The 24,948-nt window shown below is 69.9% G+C and carries 20 protein-coding genes; 6 read left to right on the forward strand and 14 right to left on the reverse strand.

The genetic code is table 11. From position 1 onward, the window contains the following. Window positions 1–8 precede the first annotated feature (8 nt). The 3 genes from ED92_RS00480 to ED92_RS00490 are packed head-to-tail and all read right to left on the reverse strand — an operon-like array spanning window position 9 to window position 2,871. Window positions 9–1,133, reverse strand: coding sequence for a DUF4350 domain-containing protein (locus tag ED92_RS00480; protein ID WP_037332034.1), 1,125 nt, complete (start codon window positions 1,131–1,133; stop codon window positions 9–11). Continuing rightward, the gene (locus ED92_RS00485) at window positions 1,130–1,771 is read right to left on the reverse strand and encodes a DUF4129 domain-containing protein (RefSeq protein ID WP_037332036.1); all 642 of its coding nucleotides are present in this window, start codon (window positions 1,769–1,771) and stop codon (window positions 1,130–1,132) included. Before ED92_RS00485 ends, ED92_RS00480 begins: the two co-directional genes overlap by 4 nt. After that, window positions 1,765–2,871 carry a hypothetical protein gene (locus ED92_RS00490; RefSeq protein WP_037332038.1) on the reverse strand — a complete coding sequence of 369 codons (1,107 nt, stop codon included), beginning with the start codon at window positions 2,869–2,871 and terminating at the stop codon, window positions 1,765–1,767. The genes ED92_RS00485 and ED92_RS00490 overlap by 7 nt, the downstream gene beginning before the upstream one ends. A 216-nt stretch (window positions 2,872–3,087) precedes the next feature. On the opposite strand from ED92_RS00490, the gene ED92_RS00495 reads away from it, so the two are divergent. Then, complete coding sequence (locus ED92_RS00495; protein WP_369797369.1) at window positions 3,088–4,173, forward strand: neutral zinc metallopeptidase; 1,086 nt, start codon at window positions 3,088–3,090, stop codon at window positions 4,171–4,173. A gap of 637 nt (window positions 4,174–4,810) precedes the next feature. Here the strand turns inward: ED92_RS00495 and ED92_RS00500 are convergent. After that, on the reverse strand, window positions 4,811–5,218 hold the full coding sequence (locus ED92_RS00500) for a hypothetical protein (RefSeq protein WP_152610854.1): 408 nt from the start codon (window positions 5,216–5,218) through the stop codon (window positions 4,811–4,813). Window positions 5,219–5,344: 126 nt separating this feature from the next. Further along, window positions 5,345–6,421: a TrkA family potassium uptake protein gene (locus ED92_RS00505; RefSeq protein WP_037332041.1), complete on the reverse strand. Its 1,077-nt coding sequence runs from the start codon at window positions 6,419–6,421 to the stop codon at window positions 5,345–5,347. A gap of 88 nt (window positions 6,422–6,509) precedes the next feature. On the opposite strand from ED92_RS00505, the gene ED92_RS00510 reads away from it, so the two are divergent. Further along, complete coding sequence (locus tag ED92_RS00510) at window positions 6,510–6,896, forward strand: membrane protein (protein ID WP_037332044.1); 387 nt, start codon at window positions 6,510–6,512, stop codon at window positions 6,894–6,896. Between the two features lie 24 nt (window positions 6,897–6,920). Here the strand turns inward: ED92_RS00510 and ED92_RS00515 are convergent, their stop codons facing one another. Further along, window positions 6,921–10,178 (reverse strand): ATP-dependent helicase, encoded by a 3,258-nt coding sequence (locus ED92_RS00515; protein WP_037332046.1) that lies wholly within the window; start codon window positions 10,176–10,178, stop codon window positions 6,921–6,923. Next, window positions 10,175–13,390 carry an ATP-dependent DNA helicase gene (locus tag ED92_RS00520; protein WP_200882657.1) on the reverse strand — a complete coding sequence of 1,072 codons (3,216 nt, stop codon included), beginning with the start codon at window positions 13,388–13,390 and terminating at the stop codon, window positions 10,175–10,177. The genes ED92_RS00515 and ED92_RS00520 overlap by 4 nt, the downstream gene beginning before the upstream one ends. A 54-nt stretch (window positions 13,391–13,444) precedes the next feature. Here ED92_RS00520 and ED92_RS00525 point away from each other — a divergent pair, with 54 nt between their 5' ends. Further along, window positions 13,445–13,768: an MGMT family protein gene (locus tag ED92_RS00525; RefSeq protein ID WP_037332048.1), complete on the forward strand. Its 324-nt coding sequence runs from the start codon at window positions 13,445–13,447 to the stop codon at window positions 13,766–13,768. A gap of 14 nt (window positions 13,769–13,782) precedes the next feature. Beyond that, entirely contained in the window at window positions 13,783–14,610 is an 828-nt protein-coding gene (locus ED92_RS00530; protein ID WP_037332049.1) for a siderophore-interacting protein, read from the forward strand. 258 nt (window positions 14,611–14,868) lie between these two features. On the opposite strand, the gene ED92_RS00535 is transcribed toward ED92_RS00530, so the two are convergent. The 3 genes from ED92_RS00535 to ED92_RS00545 are packed head-to-tail and all read right to left on the reverse strand — an operon-like array spanning window position 14,869 to window position 17,983. Then, on the reverse strand, window positions 14,869–16,158 hold the full coding sequence (locus ED92_RS00535; RefSeq protein ID WP_037332051.1) for a sensor histidine kinase: 1,290 nt from the start codon (window positions 16,156–16,158) through the stop codon (window positions 14,869–14,871). Between the two features lie 54 nt (window positions 16,159–16,212). Beyond that, entirely contained in the window at window positions 16,213–17,022 is an 810-nt protein-coding gene (locus tag ED92_RS00540; RefSeq protein ID WP_037332052.1) for a uroporphyrinogen-III synthase, read from the reverse strand. Continuing rightward, window positions 17,015–17,983, reverse strand: coding sequence for a YafY family protein (locus ED92_RS00545; RefSeq protein ID WP_037332054.1), 969 nt, complete (start codon window positions 17,981–17,983; stop codon window positions 17,015–17,017). Before ED92_RS00545 ends, ED92_RS00540 begins: the two co-directional genes overlap by 8 nt. A gap of 60 nt (window positions 17,984–18,043) precedes the next feature. Between ED92_RS00545 and ED92_RS00550 the strand changes: the two genes are divergently transcribed. Both ED92_RS00550 and ED92_RS00555 read left to right on the forward strand, forming a co-directional pair. Further along, a complete protein-coding gene (locus tag ED92_RS00550; protein WP_037332056.1) occupies window positions 18,044–18,439 on the forward strand; it encodes a DUF3224 domain-containing protein in 396 nt (131 codons plus the stop codon). A gap of 9 nt (window positions 18,440–18,448) precedes the next feature. Next, window positions 18,449–19,567 (forward strand): DNA glycosylase AlkZ-like family protein, encoded by a 1,119-nt coding sequence (locus tag ED92_RS00555; RefSeq protein ID WP_037332057.1) that lies wholly within the window; start codon window positions 18,449–18,451, stop codon window positions 19,565–19,567. Window positions 19,568–19,629: 62 nt separating this feature from the next. Here the strand turns inward: ED92_RS00555 and ED92_RS00560 are convergent, their stop codons facing one another. The 4 genes from ED92_RS00560 to ED92_RS00575 are packed head-to-tail and all read right to left on the reverse strand — an operon-like array spanning window position 19,630 to window position 24,936. Then, complete coding sequence (locus ED92_RS00560) at window positions 19,630–20,733, reverse strand: uroporphyrinogen-III synthase (protein WP_037332059.1); 1,104 nt, start codon at window positions 20,731–20,733, stop codon at window positions 19,630–19,632. After that, the gene (gene nirD, locus ED92_RS00565; protein ID WP_037332061.1) at window positions 20,730–21,077 is read right to left on the reverse strand and encodes a nitrite reductase small subunit NirD; all 348 of its coding nucleotides are present in this window, start codon (window positions 21,075–21,077) and stop codon (window positions 20,730–20,732) included. The genes ED92_RS00560 and nirD overlap by 4 nt, the downstream gene beginning before the upstream one ends. Next, window positions 21,074–23,578, reverse strand: coding sequence for a nitrite reductase large subunit NirB (gene nirB / locus ED92_RS00570; RefSeq protein ID WP_037332064.1), 2,505 nt, complete (start codon window positions 23,576–23,578; stop codon window positions 21,074–21,076). Before nirB ends, nirD begins: the two co-directional genes overlap by 4 nt. Next, window positions 23,578–24,936, reverse strand: a complete 1,359-nt coding sequence (locus ED92_RS00575) for a NarK/NasA family nitrate transporter (protein WP_037332066.1) — start codon at window positions 24,934–24,936, stop codon at window positions 23,578–23,580. The genes nirB and ED92_RS00575 overlap by 1 nt, the downstream gene beginning before the upstream one ends. Window positions 24,937–24,948: the final 12 nt, after the last annotated feature.

Consider the following 24,948-nt stretch of genomic DNA (forward strand, 5'->3'; position numbering starts at 1 on the left):
CTCGCTACTCAAGACCGCTCCACCTCTCGTTCCACGACATCGAGTCCGTCCGCCAGCCGCACCAGCGCGGCGTCGTCCCCAGGCGGATCCCCGTACAACAGCGCGCCGATCTCCGCGGCCGCCCGACCGGTCCGCGCGGCGACGGATTCCACCAGCGCGGCCGGTTCGGCGTCGCGGGTGAGCCCCAGCAACGGCCGGAGCCGCGCGCGGGCCGCCTCACGCAAGGTCTCACCGGCGTGCGCGGCGGCCTTCGCCTTGCGATACAACCTCGCCCTGCCCTCGGTGGCCTCGGCCGCGCGGACCACGACCGGGATCGGCTCGGTCACCACCGGCCCCAGCCGCCGCGAGCGCCACAACGCCAGCAGTACCACCGCGACCCCGGCCTGCAACGCCGCGTACGACCAGCCCGCCGGGATCAGTTCGGACAGCGGCTTCTTCTCGGTCTCCAGCGACGGGTCGGCGGGCGTCGGGAGGTACCAGACGAGCCGCTCGTGCTTGCCGAGCATCCGCATCGCCAGCGCCGCGTTGCCCTCGTCGGCCAGCCACTCGTTGGTCAGCGGGGCGGGGGTGCCGAGTACGGTCACCGTCCCTTGTGGACCGGGGACCTCGAGATACGAACCGCCGTAGCATTCCCGCGCCCTCGACTGCGTGGCCGAATACTTCAGGCCGCCCATCGTCGCGCTCCCCGCCGCGACCGGATCCGCGGCCTCGCAGTCGGGCGCGCGGGTCTCGGTCTCGGCCTGGCCGCTCACCCGCACGCCGGGAAGGACCTCCTCGACCGTGCCGGGGCTCGGCTGCACCAGCACGACGTGCTCGGCGTTCTCCCTGATCTCGGCGAAGGCGCTCTTGGGCACGTACTCGGGCTTGGTGATCAGGACCGTCGCGTCCCTCGCGACCCCTTTGGCCTCGGCGGCGGTGCGCGCGATCGGGATCTTGACGCCCTCCCGTTCCAGCAACGTCGCCAGCGCGCGGCCGCCACCGGGCTCGTAGGAACCCGGTTCGAGCGCGCCGGTGGTCTGCTCGCCCTGGAAGAGCACGAGCAGCGTGCCGGTCAGCACGATCAGGAGGACGACCGCGAGCGGGAGCCGTACTCCGCGCCAGATCCGGCGGGCGTCGGGCGAAACCGAGGTCATCCGGCCGCCAAGGCGACCGGCCGGGCACGACGGCAGCGTTCGTCCAAATCGGACAGTGACCGGTAGCCGTCCGCCGTGGCGGGGATGTCCCCATAGTGGACGTCGTCGAACAGCCGGGCGCCGGCACGCAGGGGCCCGGCGACGTCGGGGAGCAGCCGTCCGGCTTCGAGGGCGGCCTCGTCGGCGGTCCGCCCGGACTTCTCGTCGAGCAGCGCCCGCTCCTCCAAGGACCGCACCACGGCACGGAACCGCTCACGCACGGCGTCGTCGAAGTCGCCCCGCGCCGCGGCTTCCTCGGCCGCCTTGCGATGTTCGCCGGAAGCCTTGCGCTGCCCGGCGAACACGGCACGCCCGCGCTTGGCCGACGTCGCCAGGGGTCCGGACTTCAGCCGGATCACCACGACCAGCACGAGCAGCACGACGGCCAGCAGCACCACGGCGAAGATCCCGCCGGGCACGACGCCGTTGACCGTTTCGAGGAAGCCCAGCAGTTTCTCGACCACCCAGGTGAACGCCTCGGACAGCCAGCTCGGTTTCGCGGCCTGGTAGGCCTGTCCCGAGAGCTCCTCGGCGGCGCGCAGCCGGGCGGTGTCCCGGTCGATGTCGACCGGGACTTCGGTGAGGAAGCGCGTCACCATGCCTGCGGCGGGGGCGGCGTCTGGATACCGGCCGCGCGGGCCAGCTCGATGTCCATGCCCTCGCGGCGCATCCGCTGGTCGATGTAGAGGATCACGGTGACCAGCGCGGTGAACGGGCCGACGATCGTCTGGGCGATCACCGTGCCCACCGACTGCAGGATCAGGTCGCCGGTCGACGGGACGTAGATCTGGTCCAGATTGCCGAAGATCGACAGGAAGGCGCTGAAGCTGAACGGGATCGTGATGATCGACGCCAGGAACGACGAGATCACGTACGCCAGCAACAGGATGCCGAAGACCCGCCAGAACATGCCGGACACCAGCTTCACCGACCGGCGGAACGCCTCCATCACGGTGCCGCGTTCGAGGATGAACGCCGGGCTGGCCAGCGCCCAGAAGGTGTAGGGGATGATCGCGGGCAGCAGGCAGAAGATCGCCCCGACCAGGATCGCCAGCGTGTAGAGCACGGTCAGCCCGAGCAGCGGCAGCAGCCGGGGCGCCGCCTCCTTCGCGGCCTCTTTGAACGTGACCGGTTTGCCGAGGACGGCCTTGCCCATCTGGACGGTCAGGAATCCGGTCAGGACGGTCGTCCCGAGCAGGGTGGCGACGAGGGTGATGAACGACGTCGCCAGCGTCCCGCCGAGGATGCCGACCATCTGGTTCATCAGTTCCTGATCGGTGGCCGCCGGGCCGAGATCGCGGACCTTCTCGAGGTCGCCGGTCGTGTCGACCAGCAGCAGCCCGACCAGGTTGATGGCCGCGGTGAGCACGGCGGTGACCGCGGCGGCGCCGAAGACCATCCGCCAGTACTTGCGCATGGCCGTGACCGCGCCGTCGAGGATGTCGGTGAGGTTCAGCGGGCGCAGCGGGATGACGCCGGGCCTGCCGAGGCCGACCTTCCAGTTCGGATACTGCTGTTGCGGCGGGGGCTGGTACGACGGCAGCGGAGGCGGCGGCGTCACCCCGGAGGGTGACTGCCACTGCTGCGCCGCTTGCCCCTGCGGTGGCGTCGGAGTGTCCGCCTGCGGCTGTGGTGTGTCCGCCTGCGGCTTCGGCGTCTCGGTGCCTTCCGGCCCGGACGGTCCGCCGGTCTCCGTCATGCGACAGCCCCTTACCCGTTCACGTTGCTTACGAACACTCTTCCAGAGGGCCCGACACCCAGCCAGAGCTGGGGGGACGACACTGATGGGTGACCGCTCGCCTCACGCTGGATACCCTCTGCAGCCGAGCTGTGGGTGGGGACGCCGTTAGCTCGTTATGCTGAACATCGGACCGGGTGCCCCCGGTTCGCCCCTAGAACCACCGGGACCGACTTGATGACGCAACCGCCCCACGGCCAGTGGCCGCCACGCGGCGCCGTCCAGCCACCGCCGGTGCACGGCCAGCCCCCTGCCCAGTGGCACGGCGCGCCGCACCACTTCCCGCCTCCGCCGCCGCGCCGGTCCGTGGGCGCGATCGTCGCGATCTGCCTCGGCGCGGTCGCCGTGCTGGTCCTCGGCCTGGTCGCGATCGTTTCACTCAATCGTGACGACTCCGATCACGTAGCGAATGCGGGCTACAGCACCCTGCCGAACACGCCTTCGCAGGCGGGGCTGCCGCCGAGCGGGTCTTCGTCGCCCTCGTCGTCGACGAACCCGTTCCCGTCGTCACCGACCAAGGCGCCGTCTTCGTCGAGTGGGCCGCAGAAGATCCTCAAGCTCGGCGACCACCCGATCCTCCAGGACCCGAACGCCGGCCTGCAGAACCGGGTCTGCACGCTGCCGCAGTGGCAGAGCAGCCAACAGGCCGCCGAGGCGTTCTTCACCGCGGCGGGCAAATGCCTCGACAACGCGTGGGGCCCGTTCCTCGACGCCTACGACCTGCCGTTCACCCCGCCCGCCCTGCACTTCCCGACCGGGGCCAGCTTCGAAACCGAATGCGGCACCATCCAGGTGGGCATCGCGACGGCGGCGTACTACTGCGAGAACAACCTCTACGTGCCGTTCCGCGGTCTGCAGACCGACCAGTACGGCAACAACCCCGGCGTCTACCTGGCCCTTTTCGCGCACGAGTACGGACATCACGTGCAGGAGGTCGCCGGGCTGATGGACGCGGCCTGGCAGAAGATCTACGACGCCGGCCAGAACAGCCCGGCCGGGCTGGAGATGTCGCGGCGCAAGGAACTGCAGGCGCAGTGCTTCTCCGGGATGTTCCTCGGCGCGCACGTCGACCAGGGCGGCACGGTCAGCCGGGACATGTACAACAAGGCCTGGAACGACCAGGAGACCCGCGGCGACAACACCTCGCGCAGCCAGGACCACGGGACGAACGCGCACTACGCGTCGTGGTGGCGGGCCGGGGCGAGCAACAACCGGATCGCCGACTGCAACACCTTCTCGGCTCCTTCGAGCGCCGTTTCCTGACTTTTCGCGCGTGAAGGCCTCCTTCCCTCGGCTGAGCCGAGGGAAGGAGGCCTTCACGCGTTTCGGGTGGGGTCGCCGCTCGCCGACGGATGCGGTGCCGTGGGCGATTCCGGCTTGCCCGGTGCGGCTGGTCGCGCCAGGACGCCGACCGTGTGGATTTTGGGGCGTTGGATGACCGGAAATCCACACGGTCCGCGCATGAGCGGTCCGGTCACGACGGGGTGTGTGGAAATAGGGACATTGAACGTCCCTATTTCCACACACCCCTCACCCGCGGTAACCCTCACGCGCTCTCGACCACGTCGAGTAGCCATAGGAGGCAACGGCGGCTGGTCACCGTGGTCGTGAGTGGCGATTCGGGTCAGGGCAAGGCTGTCTTAGTTGCCTACTGAATGTAGTTGCCGGTTGGCCGAAAGTCCGTGAAGGCCTCCTTGCCTACCCTCAAGGTAGGCAAGGAGGCCTTCACGGACTTCTCGATCGCCACCCACGGCTCGGCAACACCACCAGCTCCAGCAGCCACAGCGGCGGCGCGTAAGGGCACCTTCTCCAAGTACATGAAGGCCCCCTTCCTTGCGTCTAGCGCAAGGAAGGGGGCCTTCATGTACTTGGGGGGGGAGCAAGGGCGGCGGCGCGGCGGTCAGGCCGCCACCGGAACCCGAGGCCCCCGCAACACCAGAAAGACGTACATCCCGCCCGCGAAGCAGCTGAACACCAGCAGCGCCAGCCCGAGCGGCCGCCGCGCGTCGCTCGCTCCGGCCGTCGCGTCGGCCGCGTGCACCGCGATGCCGTCCCCCGAAGCCCCGTCCGGGACGACGACCTCGAGGCGCTCGCCCTTGCCGTGTCCGCAGCCGTTGAGCGAGCCCTCGGTCGGTTTGCCGCCGAACTCGAACTTGACCTTCTCGGTCGCGCCGCCGCCCGTGCAGGGCGCGGGCTCGACGACCTCCGCCTGGACGGTCGCCCCCTTGGTCTCGTTCGAGATGCCGAACAGCCCCGGCCCGGCGAGCCACGCCAGGAAGATCACCAGCAGGCCGACCCCGGCCGCCACGGCCAGGGAGTTCCACCCCGGGGTGAGCCCTCTGGCGGGGTCCGATCGCTTGCGCACGAACGCCATGCTCCCAGAACCTCGCGGCAAAACACAGGAGCCCGGAGAGGTGGTAGCAAAGCTCCCCTGCTACCGCTCGATCGTCTCCGCCGCGGTCACCTTGCGGATGTAGAGCAGCTTGTCCCCCGGCTCGATCGCGTCCGCCTGCGGGGCGTCCACCCGGTACAGCACGCCGTCGCGGACGACACCCAGCACGATGTCCGGCAGATGCCGCGGCGATCCGCCCTCTTCGGACGGTTCCACCGGGCGTTCGGCGATCGCGAGGCCGGACTCCGGGGTGAGCAGGTCCTCGACCATGTCGACCACCAGCGGCGTCGACGTCGCCATGCCGAGCAGGCGCCCGGCGGTCTCGCTCGACACCACGACCTGGTTCGCGCCCGACTGCTTCAGCAGGTGGACGTTCTCCGCCTCCCGCACCGACGCCACGATATGCGACTTCGGCGCCAGCTCACGGGCGGTCAGCGTGACCAGCACGGCGGTGTCGTCCCGGTTCGGGGCGACGACGACGGCACGCGCCCGCTGGACCCCGGCGACGCGCAGCACGTCGGCGCGGGTGGCCGAGCCGTGCACGGTCACCAGCCCGAGTGACGTGGCCGCTTCGAGGGCCTGCTGATCGGTGTCGACGACGACGATGTGGTCGGGTTCGACGTTCTCGTCCCCGAGCAGCGCGTTGACCGCCGACCGGCCCTTCGTGCCGAATCCGACGACGACCGTGTGGTCACGCACCTTCGTCCTCCACTTTTGGATCTTGAAAGCCTGGCGGGAGCGCTCGGTGAGCACTTCGAGTGTGGTACCGACCAGGACGATGAGGAAGAGCACCCGCAGCGGGGTGATCACCAGGACGTTCACCAGCCGCGCGGACGGCGTCGCGGGCGCGATGTCGCCGTAACCCGTGGTCGACAGCGACACCGTCGCGTAATAGAGGCTGTCGAGGAACGTGAGCCCGTCGCCGTTCGCGTCGCGGTAACCGTCCCGGTCGAGGTAGACGATCAGCACGGTCGCGAGCAGGGCGAGCATCGCGCCGATGATCCGTTTGAGGATCGACCGCAGCGGGCTGACCGTCAGTTCCGGCATCCGGATCACACCGACGAGCTCGTGGTCCGGGCGGTCGCTCAGCCTGACCGGGAAACGCTTGAGAACCCTCATGCACAGGCTCCGGCCTGGTCCGCGTCACTCACGGTCGGGAGGATAGCCGAAGAACCTTCCGTTCAGCTCGGTATGCGAAGCTCAGGGCATGTCTTCGGATTTACGACCGTCTCAGCGGCCCGCCCATTTCCTCGCCGGCCTGCTCGGCGCGGCCGGCGTCCTGCACTTCGTCCAGCCGAAACCCTTCGACGCCATCATCCCGAAACAGCTTCCCGGCTCACCTCGGGCGTGGACCTACGGATCCGGCGTGGCCGAGCTGGGTGTCGCCGCCGCGATCGCGAATCCGAAGACGCGACGGCTCGGCGGGCTCGCGGCCGCGCTGCTGTTCGTCGTGGTCCTGCCGGGGAACGTGAAGATGGCCGTCGACGCCGACCGCCGGAAGGCCCCGAAGCACTGGCGGGCGGCCTTCTGGGTCCGAGTCCCGCTTCAGATCCCGTTGGTGACCTGGGCACTCAAGGTCCGCGACCGCGCCTGACCCCCGCATTCAGAGGACTAAACGCTAGATCGTCGGGACGCTTCGCAGGAGCTGACGCAGTCCTTCGGCGTCCAGCAGATCCGCCGGGCGGACAGTCTTGTCGTGTTTCACGTAGTGGAACGCCGCCCGCACCTTCTCCACGGGGATGTTCTTCAACGCCGCCCAAGCCAGCCGGTACGCCGCCAGCTGCACGGCCAGCGATTCGAGCCGGTCGGCTTCCGGGACGGCTCCGGTCTTCCAGTCGACGACGGTCCAGCCGCCGTCGGCGTCGGCGAACACGGCGTCCATCCGCCCGCGCACCGTCACGCCCACGACGTCCGCCGAGAACGGCACCTCGACCGCGTGCGGCACCCGATGCGCCCACTCGCTCTTCTCGAACGCGGTCTGCAGCGCCTCCAGCTCGGTGTCGGGCGCCTCGTCGACGTCCGCCGCCCCCGGCAGGTCGTGGATCTCCAGCAGCTGCTCGCCGCCGAACCGCTGCTCCAGCCAGCCGTGGAACGCCGTGCCCCGCCGCGCGTAGGTGTTGGGGCGCACGGGAAGCGGCCGCCGCAGCCGTTTGGCCAGCGCGGCGGGATCGGCCGACAGCTCGACCAGCTGGCTCACCGAGAGATGCGGCGGCAGGACGACCTGCTGCACCCGGTCCCGCGCCCGCGCCCGCTCCTCCAGCAGCACCTTGGTGTCGGAGATCCAGCCGTCCGGATCGTCCTCTTCCTCCTCCTCGGCATGCTCGGCGTCTTCCAGCGCCCCGAGCACCATGTCGACGCCGTTCGTGACGCCCTCGCGCCGCGGCCACAGTGGATCGACCGGCCATCGTGACCGGCGGGAGTCGGCGACCAGCGGGTTCTCGCCGTCGGTCTCGGGTTCGTCGGCCCAGTGCTCGATCCGGCCGACCGAGTTCCCCCGCATCACCTCGCCGATTTCCAGCAAGAACTCCGACGGCCCCTTCGGCCGCGCGCTGCTCTCGTTCCACCAATGGCCGGAAATCAGCATCGTGTGCTCGGAGCGGGTCAGCGCGACGTAGCAAAGCCTCCGCTCTTCATCCGCTTCGCGCGCGACGAAGCCTTCTTCGTGCAGTTCCAGCGCTTCCTGGACTTCCTTGCGGTCCGCGCCTTCGGGGATCCGCAGCTCCGGCAGATCCTCCGAGTCCCCGCGCAGCGCGGCGGGCAGCGAGGTCGACGTCCGCAGCCACGACGACGAACGCCGCCGACCGGGGAAGACCTCCTTGACCAGATGCGGAATCGCGACGATGCGCCATTCCAGCCCCTTGGCCGAGTGCACCGTCAGCACCTGGACCCGATCCGGGACCACCTCCACCTCTCCGGGGGTGAGCCCGTCTTCCGCGTGCGCGGCCGTGTTCAGATAGTCCACAAAGGACAAAAGAGTGGCAGTCGGCGAGGTCTCGGCGAAATCCGTGACGACGTCGGCGAAAGCGTCCAGGTGCGCGCGTCCGGCGGGGCCGGGACGGGCCAGCGACTCGACGTCGAGCAGCATCGTGCGTTCCACGTCGGCGACCAGTTCGGGCAGCGATTGGTCGAGCCGTCGTCGCAACGCCGAAAGCTCGGCGCCGATCTTCCGGATACGCCGGTATCCCTCGGGCGAATAGCGTTCCGGCGTCCCGGGATCGTCGATCGCGTCGGCGAGCCCCGCCTGCTCGACCCGCTCGGTCACCAGCACCGGTTCGTCCACATCGGACTTTCCCGACGGCGGCACCGGCGACGAGAGTTCGCCGGCCCGGCGCCACAACGCCGCGAGGTCGGCCGCCGCGATCCGCCAGCGCGCCCCGGTCAGCAGCCGGGCGGCCGCACTGCCCGCGAGCGGATCGGCGAGCACCCGCAACGTGCTCACCAGGTCCGCGACCTCGGGTTCGTCGAGCAACCCACCGAGACCGACGACCTCCACCGGAAGTCCACGCGCCCGCAGCTCCGCCGCGATCGGCGCCATGTCGGCACGACGGCGCACCAGCACCGCGGCGGTCGGTGGTTTTCCGGTCTCCTCCACGGTTTCGAACCAGCGTTTCGCCACCGCGTCGGCCACCCACTCGCGTTCGGCGCGGATGTCCGGCAGCAGCGCGGCGGCGATGTCGGCGGCCCCCGCGCCCTCCAGCGCGCGCAGCCGTGCGACCCCGAGACCGCGTTCCCGCAGCGGCTCCGAGATCGCGTTCGCGAGTTCGAGCACCTCGGGCGGATTGCGGAAACTGGTCAGCAGCCCGAAATCCAGGGCCGGAACGAGCCGTTCGCCGTTGTCACGCGGGAAGTCCGTGGTGAACCGGGGCAGGTTCGCCGCGCTCGCGCCGCGCCAGCCGTAGATGGCCTGCGCCGGGTCGCCCACCGCGGTCACCGGCATCGGCGGATGTTCGACCCCGCCGAACAGCGAACGCAACAGGATCCGCTGCGCGTGCCCGGTGTCCTGGTACTCGTCGAGCAGGACGGCGCCGTAGCGCTCGCGCTCCCCCGCGACCACCGCCGGATAGCTGCTGGCGAGCTGCGCGGCCAGCGACATCTGGTCGGCGAAGTCGAGCGCGCCTTCCGCCCGCTTCCGCGTGTGATACGCCTCGACCAGCGGCAGGAGCGCGAGCCGGAACCGTTGCGCCGTCATGACTTCGGCCAGCTTCTGCGGCAGCGAAGCACGCTGCCCCTTCGCCCTCGGCGCGTTCTCGATGACCTCGCACAGCCAAGACGTGTACTGCGCCAGCCGTTCGGTCTCGACGAGGTGCTCGCCGAGTTCCCCGGCCAGCGCCAGCAACTGCGCCGTCACCGTCGAGGGCACGCGATCGGTGTCGAGGTCATTGTCCCAAGTGGACACGACGCGATGCGCGAACTGCCACGAAGACGTCTCCGAAAGCAGCCGGACGCCGGGCTGGACGGGCAGCCGCAGGCCGTGTTCGGACAGCAGCCGCCCGGCATACGCGTGATAGGTGAGCACCGTCGGCTCGCCCGCGGTCACCGTCGTGCGCAGGTCGCCGGTCGGGTCGATCTTGTCGAGCAGCCCTGATCCGACGAGCCGTCGCAGCCGGGTGCGGACGCGTTCGCCGAGCTGACGAGCGGCCTTGCGGGTGAAGGTCAGGCCGAGCACGCGTTCCGGCGGGACGACACTGTTGGCCACCAGCCAGACGACGCGCGCGGCCATCGTCTCGGTCTTGCCCGCGCCCGCGCCCGCGACGACCAGCGACGGCTCGATGGGTGCCGCGATGACCTCGGCCTGCTCGTCGGTGGGGCTGTGCAGGCCGAGCGCGCGGGCGATCTCGCCCGGTTCGACCTGACGGCGCTGGAGTTCGGAGATCAAGGGCCGGTCACCTGCCTGCCCTCGGGGCGCAACGGACAGCAACCCCTTGCCGGGCAACGATCGCAGTCCGGGTTCTCGGTGACGCCGTACTCCGGGCCCGCGGCGGATCCGGCCGCCGAGCGCACCAGTTCGAGCCATTGCTTGCCGCTGTCCTCGTCCAGCGGTGCCTGTTCACGCTGGGTGGATCCGGTCTTGTTGTTGGACTTCGCGACGTAGACCAGCCGTGCGCCACCGGGTTTCGAACCGCCCTCGACCGCGCCGAGCAGCACGGCGAGCTGATACGCGGCCAGCTGAGGATGTTGTTCGGCGTCGGCGGCGGAGATCGGGACCTTGCCGGTCTTGATGTCGATGACGACCGGACGGCCGTCCTTGTCCATCTCCACCCGGTCGACGCGGCCGCGCAGGAGCACGCGAACGTCGTCATCGCCGACGGGCAGTTCGACCTCGATGTCCTGCTCGACCCCGGCTTCGATCAGCTCCTTGCGGCTGGATTCCAGCCAGGAGATGAAGTTCCGCAGCATCTGCTCGACCCGCGACCGCTCGCGGCGCGAGAACCACGGCGCCCCGGCGTCGACCCGTACCCATGCCTCGTCGAGGGCGGCGCGGATCTGCTCGTCGCTGCTGCCGCCGGCGACCGCCTGCGCGAGCCCGTGCACCAGTGTTCCGGTGACCGCGGCGAGCTGCGCGGGGTCACTGCCGCCGTGGCGTTCGATCAGCCAGCGCAACGGGCATTTGACCAGAACCTCCACAGTGGACGGTGAGATGCGGATGAGGTCACCCGGCCCGTGCACGGGTTCGCCGGTCGACGGTTCCAGCAGGCCGTACCAGGTGCTCGGATGCGCGCCCGGCACCCCGGCCGCGGCCAGTTTCGCGAGCTGACGCGCCGCCCGCCGCCGCCTTTCCGGGTCGCTCGTATCAGCACAGACGACCTCGCGCAGCTCACCGACGAGTTCGGCGAGCACCAGCGAACGTCCCGCCGGTTTCATCCGCGAGTCGAGTCCGCCGTCGTCCGCGCCGTTCTCCTCCAGATCGTCGATGAACCGCGAGGGCTGCTCGTCCTCCCCCGCGACCGCGCTGACCAGCAGCGTCTTCCGCGCGCGGCTCGCGGCGAGGTAGAACAGCCGCCGCTCTTCGGCGAGGATCGGCGCGGTGGCGGACACCTTTTCGTCGTCGACCCCGGACATGAGGTCGACCAGCCGCTCGACACCGAGCACGGATCCGCGCAACCGCAGATCCGGCCAGCTGCCTTCCTGGACACCGGCGATCGAGACGACCGTCCACTCACGACCGGCGGACGCGTGCGCGGTGAGCAGCGAGACACCTTCGCTCTTCATGGCGGCGGGAGCCAGCGTGTCACCCGCGATGTTCTGCGAGGACAGGTAATCCGCGAACGAGGCGACACTCGCCTTCGGCAATCTGTCGACATAGCGACCGGCCGCGTCGAAGAGCGCGACGATCGCGTCGAGGTCGCGATCCGCTTGGGAACCCAGCGATCCACCACGATCGACCAGCCGCAGCAAACGCTGTTCCAGACCGCTGGCCTGCCAGAGATCCCACAGCACCTGCTCGACGCCGTCCCCGCGCACCACGGCCTGATGCGCCGCGTGCAGCAGACCGCCGATCCGGCGCATCGGGAGCGACTCGGCTTCGGCGAGGCCGGTGAGAACATCGTTGGTGCGCAAGGCTTCGACCAACAGTTCGTCGCTGGACCGCTGCCCGCCGCCCGCGAGCTCCAGCCTGCGCAAACCGCGCCGCAGCCGCCGCAGGGCGAGCGGATCCGCGCCGCCCAAGGGCGAGGAGAGCAGCATCTCGGCGAGGTCGACGTCGAGCAGTTCCGGATCCGCCGCGAGCCGCAGCATCGCCAGCAGAGGACGAACTGCGGGCTGCTTCGCGAGCGGCAGTTCTTCGGTGGCGGAACCGATCGGCACCCCGGCCGCGCGCAGAGCACGTTGCAGGACAAGGAAAGTACGGGCGGGTGACCGGACGAGCACCGCCATCTCCGACCACGGCACGCCGTCGACGAGATGTGCGCGGCGCAGTTGATCGGCGATCCAGCTCGCCTCGGCGGCCGGGGTCGGCATCAGGCGGACACGGACGACACCGCCCTCTGCGTCCGGCGCGTCGACGAGTTTGCGCTGCGGCGACGAGCCGGGCAGCACGGAACCGAGTTTCGTGACGGCCGTGCGGATGACGGGCGCGAGCCGATGCGCCGTGGTCAGCAGGACCGTGCGCTCGCCGTCCTCGTCCGCGTCGGCGAACAGGCGGGGATCCGCGCCACGGAAGGAGAACACGGACTGATCGGGGTCACCCGCGACGACGAACTCGTCGGCCGCGTGCCCGATGAGCCGGACGAGCTGGGTCTGCAGCGGGTCGAGATGCTGCGCGTCGTCGACGAACAGGTGCCGGACGCGCCGCTGCTCGCGTTCACGCAGGTCCGGATCGTCCTCCAAGGCGAGCAGGGCGGAAGTGACGAGCTCCGCCGCGTCCAGCGCGGGCGCGCTCGCCACGCCGAGCGCGTTGCCGCCCGCGCCCTGCAGCAGGGTGACCTCTTCGTACTGGCTCCAGAAGCGCCCGGCCGCGATCCACTCTTCGCGGCCGCGCCGCCTGCCGAGTTCGACCAGATCCTCCGGGCCGAGCCCGCGTTCGGCGGCGCGGAGCAGGAGGTCTCGCAGCTCCTCGGCGAAACCGGGCACGCCCAGCGCGGGGCGCAGCTGTTCGGGCCAGTCGAGCGCGCCTTCCTCGATGTCACCGGCGAGCAGATCGCGGACGACGACGTCCTGCTCCGCCCCGGCCAGCAGGCGGGGCGGGGGGAGCTCGTCGGCCTGCGCCTCCATCCGCAACAGCGCGTACGCGTACGAATGCACCGTGCGCACGAGCGGCTCGCGGATCGTGCGCGGCAGCGGATCCTCTTCCGGATCGGTGGTGAGCCGATGGGTGATGTCGGCGCGCAGGGCCTCGGCCGCCTTGCGGGAAGTGGTCAGGATGAGCACGCTCTCCGGATTCGCGCCCTCCGCGATACGCCGCGACGCCGCCGACGCCAGCAAGGCCGTCTTACCCGTGCCGGGGCCGCCGAGGACCCTGCGGAACCCGTCCGGGGCGGCCAGCAGGCGGCGGGCGCCGTGATCCCACTGGAAGGACGGCGTGCCGGTGACCGGCGTGCGGACCAGCCGCGCGTCGGTTCCTGCCGCTGTTCGCCGCCCGTTCACGCCCACGATGGAACCACGCCCCGCCGACACAACCTCGCAGCGGCACGGCAAAGTGGTCCCATGGATGACGAACTGCACGAGCGGGTGCGCGAGGTCATCGCGAGCGTGCCCGCCGGCTCGGTCGCGACTTATGGGGATATAGCGTCGGTTTCGGGGGCGCCGTCACCGCGGCTGGTCGGCCGGATCCTCGGCGAGGACGGCCAGGACCTGCCTTGGCACCGCATTCTGCGGGCAGACGGGACGCCGGCGCCGCATTTGGTCGACGAACAGCTGCAACGACTGCGCGCGGAAGGCGTCATACCCGACGGACAGCGCGTCGACCTGCGGAAATACCGTTGGCAACGTGATCCCGGCGACGACGCTGGTCCCGGCGCGCTCTTTTAGGTTAGCCTCCCCTAATGAGCTACATCGAGGCGAAGGTGACCGGCGTCAGGCGGCTCACCCCGCATATGAGCAGGGTGACCTTCTCGGGGGCGTCGCTGGTGGACCAGGCGCCCGACCAGTACCTGAAGGTGTTCTTCCCGCAGCCGGGCCAGGCGGAACCCGTGCTGCCCGCGCCGCTGACCGGCGACGAAGTGCTGTCCTGGTACCGGACCTACCTCGCGATGCCCGACGACGTCCGCCCGCCGATGCGCACGTACACCGTGCGCGCGCTGCGGCCGTCCGTGCAGGAGGTCGACATCGACTTCGTGCTGCACGGCGACGAAGGCCCCGCCTCCGCGTGGGCTTCGCGCGCTTCGGAGGGCGACAGGGTCGCTTTCCTCGGGCCGCACGGGCTCTACGACGTGCCTTCGGAGACGAACTGGCAGCTGCTGATCGGCGACGAGACCGCGATCCCGGCGATCGGCGCGATCGTCGAGGCGCTGCCGGCCGGGACGCGAGCGCTGGTCTACATCGAGATCGGTGATCGCGAAGACCGGCAGGTCTTCGAAACCCAAGGCACCGTGGAGCTGCACTGGGTGGTGCGCGGTTCCGGCGACGTCGGCTCGGCGATCCTGGAGGCCGTGCGGAAGGCGGAGCTGCCGGGCGGGACGGCCTACGCGTGGATTTCCGGCGAGGCGAACATGGTGAAGCTGGTACGGCGACACCTCGTGCGGGAGCGCGGGATCGACAAGCGGGCGATCTGCTTCACGGGGTACTGGCGGCGGGGGGTCAGCGAAGAGGCCGCTGGGCGTGAGGCGATGCGGCAGGCGGAGGCCGGGGAGGCTCCGGCCGAGGAGGACTGAGGGGCTTCTCGCGATGTGTCATGAAAGGGCCGTTCAGGACGTTTTATGTCCTGAACGGCCCTTTCATGACATGCAGGCCGCCGGTGGCATGTCCTGAAGGCCACCTTTGGGACGCTGGACGCCCCGAAGGGCCCCTTTGAGACATCGGCACCCACCCAGTAGGCGCCTGACCTGCGGGAAGGGAGCAAGGGACCTTTGCTACCACTTACGTAGCAATGCTAAGCAAGCGATAGCAAAGGTCCCTTGCTACCACCGACGTCAGTGCGGCACCCAGAGCGTCACCCGGGTCCCCCGCCCCGGATGCGAATCGATCGTCCCTCGCCCGCCGACCTCCGCCAGCCGCGCCATGATCGACTGGCTGATCCCGAAGCCCGGCGGCCGGTCCAGCATGCTGAAGCCGGTCCCCTGATCCCGCGCGATGACCGCGACGCCGCCTTCGCACTCCTCGACGCGAAGCACGACCTGTTTCGTCCCGGCGTGCTTCACGGTGTTTCGGAGCGCTTCGCGGACGGCGTCACGGATGGCGGTCCGGCGCGCGTGCGAGAGGCGGTAGTCCTCTTCGGTCTCGGCGGCGACGAGCTGGGTGCGAAGGCCGTCGCGCGCCATCTCGGTGGCGACCTCGGCGAGATCCGCCGCGAGACCCCGGGCCGAGGGCGCGTCGGGGCCGGTCAGTTCACGCCGCAGTTCGGCCGCCTGTGCCCGCGCCGTCGCGCGCATTTCCGCGAGCCGCTCCGCGGCGGCGGAATCGTCGTCCGGCGCTTCGAGTCCCATCGCTTCCAATGTCTGCAGCACGGAATCGTGCATCACCCGCTGCGTCCGCAGACGTTCGGCGCGCTGCCCCCGCCGCATCCCGATGCCCAGCGCGAACCGGGTGCCGACACCGAGCAGGATCAGGATCCCGGCCGTGGTCACCATCGCCACGACGAGCGCGACCATGCACCCCACCGACCGGCTCGTCGCGAGCGGATGGTCGAGCGGGAGCCCGCCGGCCCAGGTCAGGAAGGCCCGGAACGGCACGGCCGCGATCAGCAGCAGACAAGCCGCGGGCAGCCCGAACGACAGCGTCCACAACGCCACCGTCCCGACCATCCACGTCCACGCGACGTCGATGGCGAACGGCTGGATCTCGGTCGGTGCCGCGGTGGCCACGATCGTCGTCAGCACCACGCCCACGGCGAGATCCGCGTACATCAGCCGTCCGGACGTCTTCGCCCGGATCCCGCGGCCGCGCACCACCCACCAGACCGCGAAGACGTTGAGCAGCATCCCGAGGATCGTCGTGCTCAGCACCGGAACGATCCCCGCCGAGCCGTTCGCGACCAGGAAACCGATGTACACCTTCGGAAACGCGGCCACGCGGTAGAAGATCGGGCCCAGCGCGGAGTACCGGATCGCGCGCATCAGCAGCGTGTCCGCGGAGTCCTCGCGATAGCGCCAGTCCGGCACCGAATCCGGGTCGGGTGCTTCGTCGGCGGGGCTGGCGCCCAGTACCGAAGAGCCCTTTCGCAACATCGCGCGCACGAAGGTGACCGATTGAGACTCGGACATCCGCCGCCCTCCCCGCGTCCGATGTGTCGAGCCTGGCAAAGCGGTCTTCCCGCGTCAAGACGGCCGAATGCGCAGTTCCGCGACGAGAAGTTTGACCAACGCGCCGAGCCGCTGACGTTCGGGCTGGACGGTCGGTACCCCGGCGGCTTCCAACGGCGCCGCGGTCACCGGTCCGACGCACGCGCACAGCACCGGACCTCGCAGTGCGGCGAGAAGTTCTTCACGACGGGGGCCCGCCAGCGTGAGCAGGTTCGCCGCCGCGGGAGCGGAAGTGAAGGCCAAAGCGTGCACGCGTCCGGCGATCACGCTTTCGACGAGTTCGTGCACAGGTGCGACGTCCACGGGCGAAAGCCAGCGATACGGCTGCGCCTGGACGACGTCCGCGCCCGCGTCCCGCAACGACGCGGTGAGTTCGGGTAGCAGGGTGCCGTGCAGCTGGACCGCGACCCGTTCGCCGCGGACCCCGGCGTCCCGCAATCCTTCGAACAGTTCGGCGTTGCTCTCCTCGGGCGCGGAAAACTCCTCCCGGAGGCCGAAACCACGCACCGCGCCCACCGCCTTCGGCCCGCGCGCGAAGATCCGTGACGCCGCCAGCCGGTCCAACAACGGCTCGCGCAGCCCCCAGCCTTCGGCCGCCGAAAGCCAGCCACGGAATCCGGCGCCCGTGGTGACGGCGGTGAACCCGACCGGCCCGGCCAGCACGGCGTCCGTCGCCGCCCGCAGTTCGGTGTCGTCGGGCAGCGGGACGATCCGGATGGTGGGCGCGTGCAGCACCGTCGCGCCCTGCCGGGTCAGCGCGCCGATGAAATCGTCGGCCCGCCGCTCCGCGGTGATCCCGATCGTGATGCCGTCCAGGTCAGCCATAAACCGCGCCCATCTTCCCGATCTCCTCCGCCAGCCGCTCGCGCAGCTCCGGCGGTTCGAGCACTTCGAGGTTCCCGCCGAACCGCAGCAGTTCGCCGACGGCCGATTCTCCCGGTTCCACGGGCAGTTCCATCGTCAGCCAGCCGTCTTCGTCCGGTTTCGCGGTGGTTTCCCGCAACGCCCGGGCCCCGACCGCCCCGAGGTAGAACGGCAGCAGTATGCGGGCGAACTCGTTCAGCCGCACCACCGCCGTCCGCGAGTACATCCGCTTTTCGAACTGCTCCGACCATTCGTGCCAGTAACGCGCGAGGTCGAAGTCCGACGGCCGCTCGAAGGTCTCGCCGAGGTCTTCGAGTTCTTCGATCCGGGAGATGCGGTACGTCCGGTCGGTCCCGTCGCACCGCGCCGCGAGATACCAGTTCCCCGCCTTGAGGATCAGGCCCAGCGGATCGAGTACGCGGTCGACCTTCCGCTGCCCCCAGCGTTCGTACCGGACCTTGACGCGCCGCCCGTGCCAGACCGCGTCGGCCAGTTCGGACAGTCGCGGCAGGCTTTCGATCCCGCGATGCCAGCCGGGGACGTCGAGGTGGAACCGCTCGGAGATCTTGCCCGCCCCGGCACGCAGTTCCGACGGCATGGCCGCGTGCAGTTTGAGCTGCGCGGCGGCGAGGACCGCGCCGAGCCCGAGTTCGGTGGCCGCGCCGGGCAGACCCGCCAGCGAAAGCGATTGCGCCTCCTCCTCGGTCAGCCCGGTCAGCCGCGTGCGATAGCCGTCGACCAGCTGATAGCCGCCGGTGCGCCCGCGATCGGCGTACACCGGCACGCCGGCCGCGGACAGCGCCTCGACGTCGCGGTAGACCGTGCGGACCGACACCTCCAGCTCGGTCGCCAGCTCCTCGGCCGTCATCCGGCCGCGGTTCTGCAGCAGGAGGAGGACGGACAGGAGTCTGCTCGCGCGCATGAATCCAGTATCCCCTAAAACCTGACACATCCTGACAGGTATGGCTGACAGGGTGTACCCATGAACACGTTCGCCATGAAGAACTGGGAAGAATCCGTCGTCAGCGGCACGGAGGGCGCGCCGCGAGTCGCGTACGCGCACGCCACGCTCACCTACAGCGGGCTCATCGAAGGCGAGTCGGTCCTCGACTACCTGCTGTACTACGCGGGTGAGGGCTACGACGGCGGTGACACGACCTCTCCCGGCCTCGAACGGATCGAGGGCAGCGTGGACGGACGCAAGGGCAGCTTCGTGATCAAGCACGACACCGGGTTCGACACGCAGGGGATCAGGTCGGCGTTCACGGTGGTCGAAGGCTCCGGAACGGGTGAACTCGCCGGGATCACCGGCAGCGGCACCACGACGGGCGCCCTCGGCGAGCCGACGATGTCGTACACGCTCGATTACTCGCTTTAGGGAGGACAGGTGCTCGAGGTCGATCGCGAGCAGGTGCTGGCTTACCGGATCGCCGCGCACGGCCTGCACCGTGAGGAGACGGATCCGGCCGCGGCGGCCGTGTTCGACCTCGGGCTGCAGGATTCCGTGCGGGACACCGCCCTGCTGGGTCTCGCCGCCCGGGTCGACGGCGACATCACGCCCGGTGTCTGGGACGACGGCCGTTTTGTGCTTGCGTGGACGCATCGCGGCGCACCGCATTTCCACCGCCGTGCGGAGCTGGACGCGATCCGGGCCGCTCTCGTGCCTCTCGACGAGAAGGACGCGATGGCCCGGATCCTCTGGCAGCGCAAGCAGGTCGACGACGCGGGCATGTCCGCGACGGACGCGTTGTTCACCGCGGCGAAGGCGATCCGCGAGGTCGTCACCGGCGTTCAGACCAAGGGCACGGTGAGCGGCGCGGTCACGAAGCTGATCCCCGACGGCCTGTCGTACGCCTGCCGCGGCTGCGGTGTCGTGCACATCTACGAGCAGTTGATGCGGGTCGCGTCGATCCACGCCGGGGTCCGGCTGGAGACGGGCGCGACCCCGGCGACGTTGGCACCGCTGGAAAGGCGCGGACGGCTCAAGACTGCGCCGGACGTCAAGGCTGCCACCCGCGTCGTCGAGGGTTACCTGCGGATCAACGGTCCCGCCGCTCCCGGCGACGCCGCCGCCTACGTCGGGACCACCCGCACCGGGGTCGACGCGATGTGGCCGGACGGCCTGGCCGAGGTCCGCGTCGGTGGCAAGAAGGCCTTCCTGCCGGAAGACCGGGTGGCGCTGCTGGAGAATCCGCCCGAGCCGGACGTGGTACGCCTGCTGCCGCCGCTCGATCCGTTCGTCCAGGCGCGCGACCGAGCCGTGCTGGTGCCGGACAAGGCCCGGCAGAAGGAGGTCTGGAAGATCCTCGGCAGCCCTGGCGCGCTGCTGGCCGACGGCGAGATCGCCGGCGTGTGGCGGGCCAAGGCGAGCGGGAAGAAGCGGCTCGACTTCACCGTCACCCCGTTCGACGCCCTCCGCCCGGCCGTCCGGAAGGCGGCCGAGGAGGAGGCTGCCCGCGTCGCCGCCGCCCGGGAATTCCCCGACCACCGTGTCACCTTCTCCTGAACGACCTCCCGCATTTCGTCCTCTGAATGCGAATACCGCATTCAGAGGACGAAATGCGGGCGTCAGGGGTCGACGGCCAGGCGGTAGCCGCGTTTCACCACCGTCTGGACCAGTTTCGGCGCGCCCAAAGAGCTCCGCAGGCGGCCGATGGCGGTCTCGACGGCGTGTTCCTCGCCGCCGTCGGGGAGCGCGGAGACCAGTTCCCGCCGGGAGAACACTCGCCCCGGCGATTCCGCCAGCGCCCGCAGCAGGGCCATCGGCGCGGGCGCGATGTCGCACCACTGCCCGTCGACCAGCGCCGCCTGACCCCGCAGTTCGATACTCCGCCCGCCCGCGGTCAGCCGCGGCGAACGGGCTTCGAGCGCGTCGGACACCGTCCGCGCCAGCGCCCCGATCCGCGACCGCGTCGGCTGCACTGTCGGGATCCCGAGCGCGGCCAACGGCGCCGCGGTGATCGGTCCGACGCAGGCCGCCACGACCCGTTTCTCCAGCGCTCCCACCACTCCCGGCAGCCGTCCGGTCCGTTTCGCCACTGCCAGCAGGGACGCCACCGCGGGTGCGCTGGTGAACGGCAACGCGTCCACCGAACCGTCGAGGACACCGTCCAGCAGCCGGTCCAGCGGCCCGGGATCGGACGGCCCGACCCACCGGTACACCGGCACCTCGATCACGTCGGCCCCCGCGGAACGCAGACTGTCCACGAAGTACGGAAGCGGCTCGCCGTGCAGCTGCACCGCGATCCGCTGACCGTCCACACCGGAATCGAGCAGATGTCTCAGCACCTCGGCGTTGCTCTCCGAGGCCGGTGAGTAGTCCTCCGAAAGCCCGGCCGCGCGGATCGCGCCTCTTGCCTTCGGACCGCGTGCGAGCAGCGAAGATTTCCCCAGCCTGGCCAGCAGCTCCTCCCCCAGCCCCCAGCCTTCGGCCGCCTCGACCCAGCCGCGGAAGCCGATCCCGGTCGTCGCGACGACGACGTCGACCCGGTCTTCCAGCAGGCGCATGGTGGCCGACCGCAGCTCGGTGTCGTCGGCGAGCGGCACGATCCGGATCGCCGGGCCGTAGCGCACGGTCGCACCTTTACGCACGAACAGCGCGCCGAGCTCGTCAGCCCGTCGCGCCGCCGTGATCCCGATGACGAATCCTGCCAGGGGAAGGACTTCTGTCACGGTGAGAATTCCACCTCCACCACACCCCCGGTGACCCGGACCCGATACGCGGCGACCGAGACCCCTTCGGCGTCGAGGCACGAGCCGGTACGCAGATCGAAGCGTTCCTTGTACACCGGCGAAGCCACCACGGGAACACCGCACGCGTCGCCGACGATCCCTCGCGAAAGCACCGCCGCACCACTGATCGGGTCCACATTGGACAACGCGTACCACCGGTCGCCGGAGAGTCGGAAGATGGCCACCTGCGTCCCACCGTCGAGCAGGGCCGCGACACCGGACCATTCGGGGACGGCGCCCGCCGCGCAGACTGCGGTCCAGGTGCGCTCGATCGACGTCGTCACTGTTTCACCTCCGGAATGCCCAGCAGGACGGGAACCTTCTGGTCGCGTTCGGTACGGAACGAGATCGTCGGATCCGGGGTGCCGGGCGCGTTGACGAACGAGCTGAACTTCGCCAGCTTCTCCGGATCCTCCAGCACGCCACGCCATTCGTCGGCGTAGTCGCCGACGTGTTTGGCCATCGCCGCGTCGAGGTCCTCGCAGATGCCGAGCTTGTCGTCGACGATCACCGCGCGCAGGTGGTCGAGCCCGCCTTCCATCTCCTCGACCCACGGCGCGGTGCGCTGCAGGCGGTCGGCCGTGCGGACGTAGAACATCAGGAACCGGTCGATCGTGCGGATCAGCGTCTCGGTGTCCACTTCGGACACGAGCAGATCCGCGTGCCGCGGGGTCGCGCCGCCGTTCCCGCCGACGTAGAGGTTCCAGCCCTTGTCGGTGGCGATGATGCCGAAGTCCTTGCTCCGCGCCTCCGCGCATTCCCGCGCACAGCCCGAAACGGCCGACTTCAGCTTGTGCGGCGAGCGCAGGCCGCGGTACCGCAGCTCCAGCTCGATGGCGAGCCCGACGCTGTCCTGCACGCCGTAGCGGCACCACGTCGAACCGACACACGATTTGACCGTGCGCAAGGACTTCCCGTACGCGTGCCCCGACTCGAACCCGGCGTCGACGAGCCGCCGCCAGATCAGCGGCAGCTGGTCGACGGTGGCGCCGAACAGGTCGATCCGCTGCCCTCCGGTGATCTTGGTGTACAGCCCGAAGTCCATCGCCACCTGCGCGATCACCATGAGCTTCTCCGGCGTGATCTCGCCGCCGGGGATCCGCGGGACCACCGAGTACGTCCCGTTGCGCTGCAGGTTCGCGAGGAACTTGTCGTTGGTGTCCTGCAGGGTCGCCTGTTCGCCGGCGAGGATGTGCCCGTTGCCCTGCGTGGCCAGGATGGACGCGATCGCCGGTTTGCAGATCGCGCAGCCGGTCCCGGTGCCGTAGCGGTCGATCATCTCGCTGAACGTGGTGATCCGGGTGGCCTGCAGGATCTGGAACAGCTCCGCGCGCGACTGCGTGAAGTGCTCGCACAACGCCTTCGACTGCTCGACACCGCACGCCGTCAGCAGCTTGCCCAGCAGCGGGACACAGGAGCCGCAGGCGGTTCCGGCCCGGGTGCAGCCCTTGATCTTGGCGACCGAATCGCAGCCCTCTTCGGTGATCGCGTGCGTGATCGCGCCCTTGGAAACCGCGTTGCACGAACAGATCTGCGCCGCGTCCGGCAGCGCGTCGACACCGACCGCCGCTCCGCCACCGGCCGGGGCGAGGATCGCGCCCGGTTCGGCGGGCAGCGGCCTGCCGACCATCGCGCGCAGCGTGTTGAACTCGCTCGCGTCACCGACCAGGACACCGCCGAGCAACGTCTTCGAGTCATCCGAGACGACGAGCTTCTTGTACGTCCCGGCGACGGCGTCGTTGAACGCGACCTCGAGCGCGCCCTCGGTCGCCGCGTGCGCGTCGCCGAAGCTGGCGACGTCGACGCCCATGAGCTTGAGTTTCGTCGACATGTCCGGCTCGGGGAACGTGCCCTCGCCGCCGGTCAGCCGCGCGGCGACGATCTCCGCCATCGCGTAACCGGGCGCCACGATGCCGTACACCTTGCCGTCCACGGCCGCGCATTCGCCGATCGCGTACACCGCGGGATCGGCCGTCCGGCAGGTGTCGTCGACCAGGATCCCACCGCGCGCACCGACTTCCAGCCCGGACGAGCGGGCCAGATCGTCCCGCGGCCGAATACCGGCGGAGAACACGACCAGGTCGACGTCGAGTTCGGTGCCGTTGCCGAGCCGCGCGATGTAGCGTTCGCCGTCCGGCACGATGGCGTCGGTCGACGTTCCCGTGTGGACGGTCACGTCGAGGTCGGTGATCAGCCGCCGGAGCAGCCCGCCGCCGCCCTCGTCGACCTGCAGCGGCATCAGGCGCGGCGCCATCTCGACCACGTGCGGCGAGAGACCCATGTCCCGCAACGCCTTCGCGGCCTCCAACCCCAGGAGCCCGCCACCGATGACGACCGCCGAACGACGTCCGCGGCCCGGACGCTGAGCGGCTTCCCGGATGGCGTCGAGGTCCTCGATCGTCCGGTAGACGAAGCAGCCGGGGAGGTCGTGTCCCGGTACCGGCGGGACGAACGGCCGCGAACCGGTCGCGAGCACCAGCGTGTCGTACGGCTGCTCGTGGCCCTCTTCGGTGACGACGATCTTGCGCTCGCGATCCACCGAAGCGACCGTGTCACCGAGCCGCAGCTCGACCAGCGGATCACCCGCGTAGTCCGCGCCTTCCAGGGCGAGAGAGGCCGGATCCCAGGTGTCCACATAGGACGTCAGGGCGACCCGGTCGTACGCGGGACGCGCCTCCTCGGCGAGCACCACGACCTGCCACTGACCGGCCTTGTCCTCCGCGCGCACCGCCTCGACGAGCCGGTGCGCGACCATGCCATGTCCGACGACGACGAGTTTCCGCATCAGACCTCCGCTCCCGCGAGCGCCAGGCCTCGGGTGCTCGCCACCTCCGACTGCTGTTTACGCAGATACACCGCCCACGTGACGCCGAAGCACAGGCCGTAGAAGACCAGGAAGGCGACGAACGCAGGCACCCCGCTCTTCGTGTCCGCGAACGACTGGCGGAAGGCCAGGTTGATGAACAACCCGCCGAGTGCGCCGATCGCGCCGGCCAGCCCGATCAGCGCGCCGGAAAGCTTGCGCGCCTTGAGCATCTCCAGCGTCTCGTCCGCGCCCTCGCTGATCGCGACCTTCGCCTTGGCGCGGAAGATCGCCGGGATCATCTTGTACGTCGAGCCGTTGCCGATACCGGTGAGCACGAACAGCACGATGAACGCGACGGTGAACAGCGCCAGCGAATTCGACGTCGAGGCCAGGATCAGCACCACGGTCGCCGCGGCCATGCCGACGAACGTCACGAAGGTGACCTTGCCGCCGCCGATCCGGTCGGCCAGCCAGCCGCCCGTCGGCCGCGAGAACGAGCCGAGCAGCGGGCCGAGGAAGGTCACCGCGGCCGCCTGCAGCGGCGTGCGGCCGAACTGGTTCTGCAGCACCAGGCCGAAAGCGAAGCTGTAGCCGATGAACGAACCGAACGTGCCGACGTAGAGGAACGACATCACCCAGGTGTGCGGATCCTTGACGACCTCGCGCATCGCCTTGGTGTCGCCCTTCATCGAGGCGAGGTTGTCCATGAAGAAGTACGCGCAGGTCGCGGCGACCACGATCAGCGGAATGTAGATGTAGAGCACCACCCGCGGCGCGGTGGCGCCGACGGTACCGATGACCAGCAGGCCGATCAGCTGGATCGCCGCCACGCCGAGGTTTCCGCCACCCGCGTTGAGCCCGAGCGCCCAGCCCTTGTGCTTCTCCGGGTAGAACGCGTTGATGTTGGTCATCGACGACGCGAAGTTCCCGCCGCCGACCCCGCCGAGCGCGGCGATCAGCAGGAACGTGCCGAGCGAGGTGCCCGGCTGCATCGCGATCGCCGCCAGGATCGTGGGCGCCAGCAACAGCAGCGCGCTGACGATCGTCCAGTTCCGGCCACCGAACCGCGCCACCGCGAAGGTGTAGAGCGGCCGCATCAGCGCGCCGATCAGCGTCGGGGTGGAGACCAGCAGGAACTTGTCGGCGGCGGAGAAGCCGTACTGCGGGCCCATGAACAGGACCATGACCGACCACAGTGTCCAGACGGAGAAGCCGATGTGCTCGGCGAGGATGGAGAACCAGAGGTTCCGCCGGGCGATCTTCTTCCCGGTCTCCTCCCAGAACCGCTCGTTCTCGGGATCCCAGTGCTCGATCCAGCGCTTTCCACGAGCTTCCATGAGGTCCTCCTT

The sequence above is a fragment of the Amycolatopsis sp. MJM2582 genome (assembly GCF_000754115.1).
Classification (GTDB): domain Bacteria; phylum Actinomycetota; class Actinomycetes; order Mycobacteriales; family Pseudonocardiaceae; genus Amycolatopsis; species Amycolatopsis japonica.

Excerpts from the sequence above, each read along its gene's own strand:
- ED92_RS00480 (WP_037332034.1), bottom strand. The coding sequence starts at position 1,133 with ATGACCTCGGTTTCGCCCGACGCCCGCCGGATCTGGCGCGGAGTACGG.
- ED92_RS00485 (WP_037332036.1), bottom strand. The coding sequence starts at position 1,771 with ATGGTGACGCGCTTCCTCACCGAAGTCCCGGTCGACATCGACCGGGAC.
- ED92_RS00490 (WP_037332038.1), bottom strand. The coding sequence starts at position 2,871 with ATGACGGAGACCGGCGGACCGTCCGGGCCGGAAGGCACCGAGACGCCG.
- ED92_RS00495 (WP_369797369.1), top strand. The coding sequence starts at position 3,088 with ATGACGCAACCGCCCCACGGCCAGTGGCCGCCACGCGGCGCCGTCCAG.
- ED92_RS00505 (WP_037332041.1), bottom strand. The coding sequence starts at position 6,421 with ATGAGGGTTCTCAAGCGTTTCCCGGTCAGGCTGAGCGACCGCCCGGAC.
- ED92_RS00510 (WP_037332044.1), top strand. The coding sequence starts at position 6,510 with ATGTCTTCGGATTTACGACCGTCTCAGCGGCCCGCCCATTTCCTCGCC.
- ED92_RS00525 (WP_037332048.1), top strand. The coding sequence starts at position 13,445 with ATGGATGACGAACTGCACGAGCGGGTGCGCGAGGTCATCGCGAGCGTG.
- ED92_RS00530 (WP_037332049.1), top strand. The coding sequence starts at position 13,783 with ATGAGCTACATCGAGGCGAAGGTGACCGGCGTCAGGCGGCTCACCCCG.
- ED92_RS00535 (WP_037332051.1), bottom strand. The coding sequence starts at position 16,158 with ATGTCCGAGTCTCAATCGGTCACCTTCGTGCGCGCGATGTTGCGAAAG.
- ED92_RS00540 (WP_037332052.1), bottom strand. The coding sequence starts at position 17,022 with ATGGCTGACCTGGACGGCATCACGATCGGGATCACCGCGGAGCGGCGG.
- ED92_RS00545 (WP_037332054.1), bottom strand. The coding sequence starts at position 17,983 with ATGCGCGCGAGCAGACTCCTGTCCGTCCTCCTCCTGCTGCAGAACCGC.
- ED92_RS00550 (WP_037332056.1), top strand. The coding sequence starts at position 18,044 with ATGAACACGTTCGCCATGAAGAACTGGGAAGAATCCGTCGTCAGCGGC.
- nirB (WP_037332064.1), bottom strand. The coding sequence starts at position 23,578 with ATGCGGAAACTCGTCGTCGTCGGACATGGCATGGTCGCGCACCGGCTC.
- ED92_RS00575 (WP_037332066.1), bottom strand. The coding sequence starts at position 24,936 with ATGGAAGCTCGTGGAAAGCGCTGGATCGAGCACTGGGATCCCGAGAAC.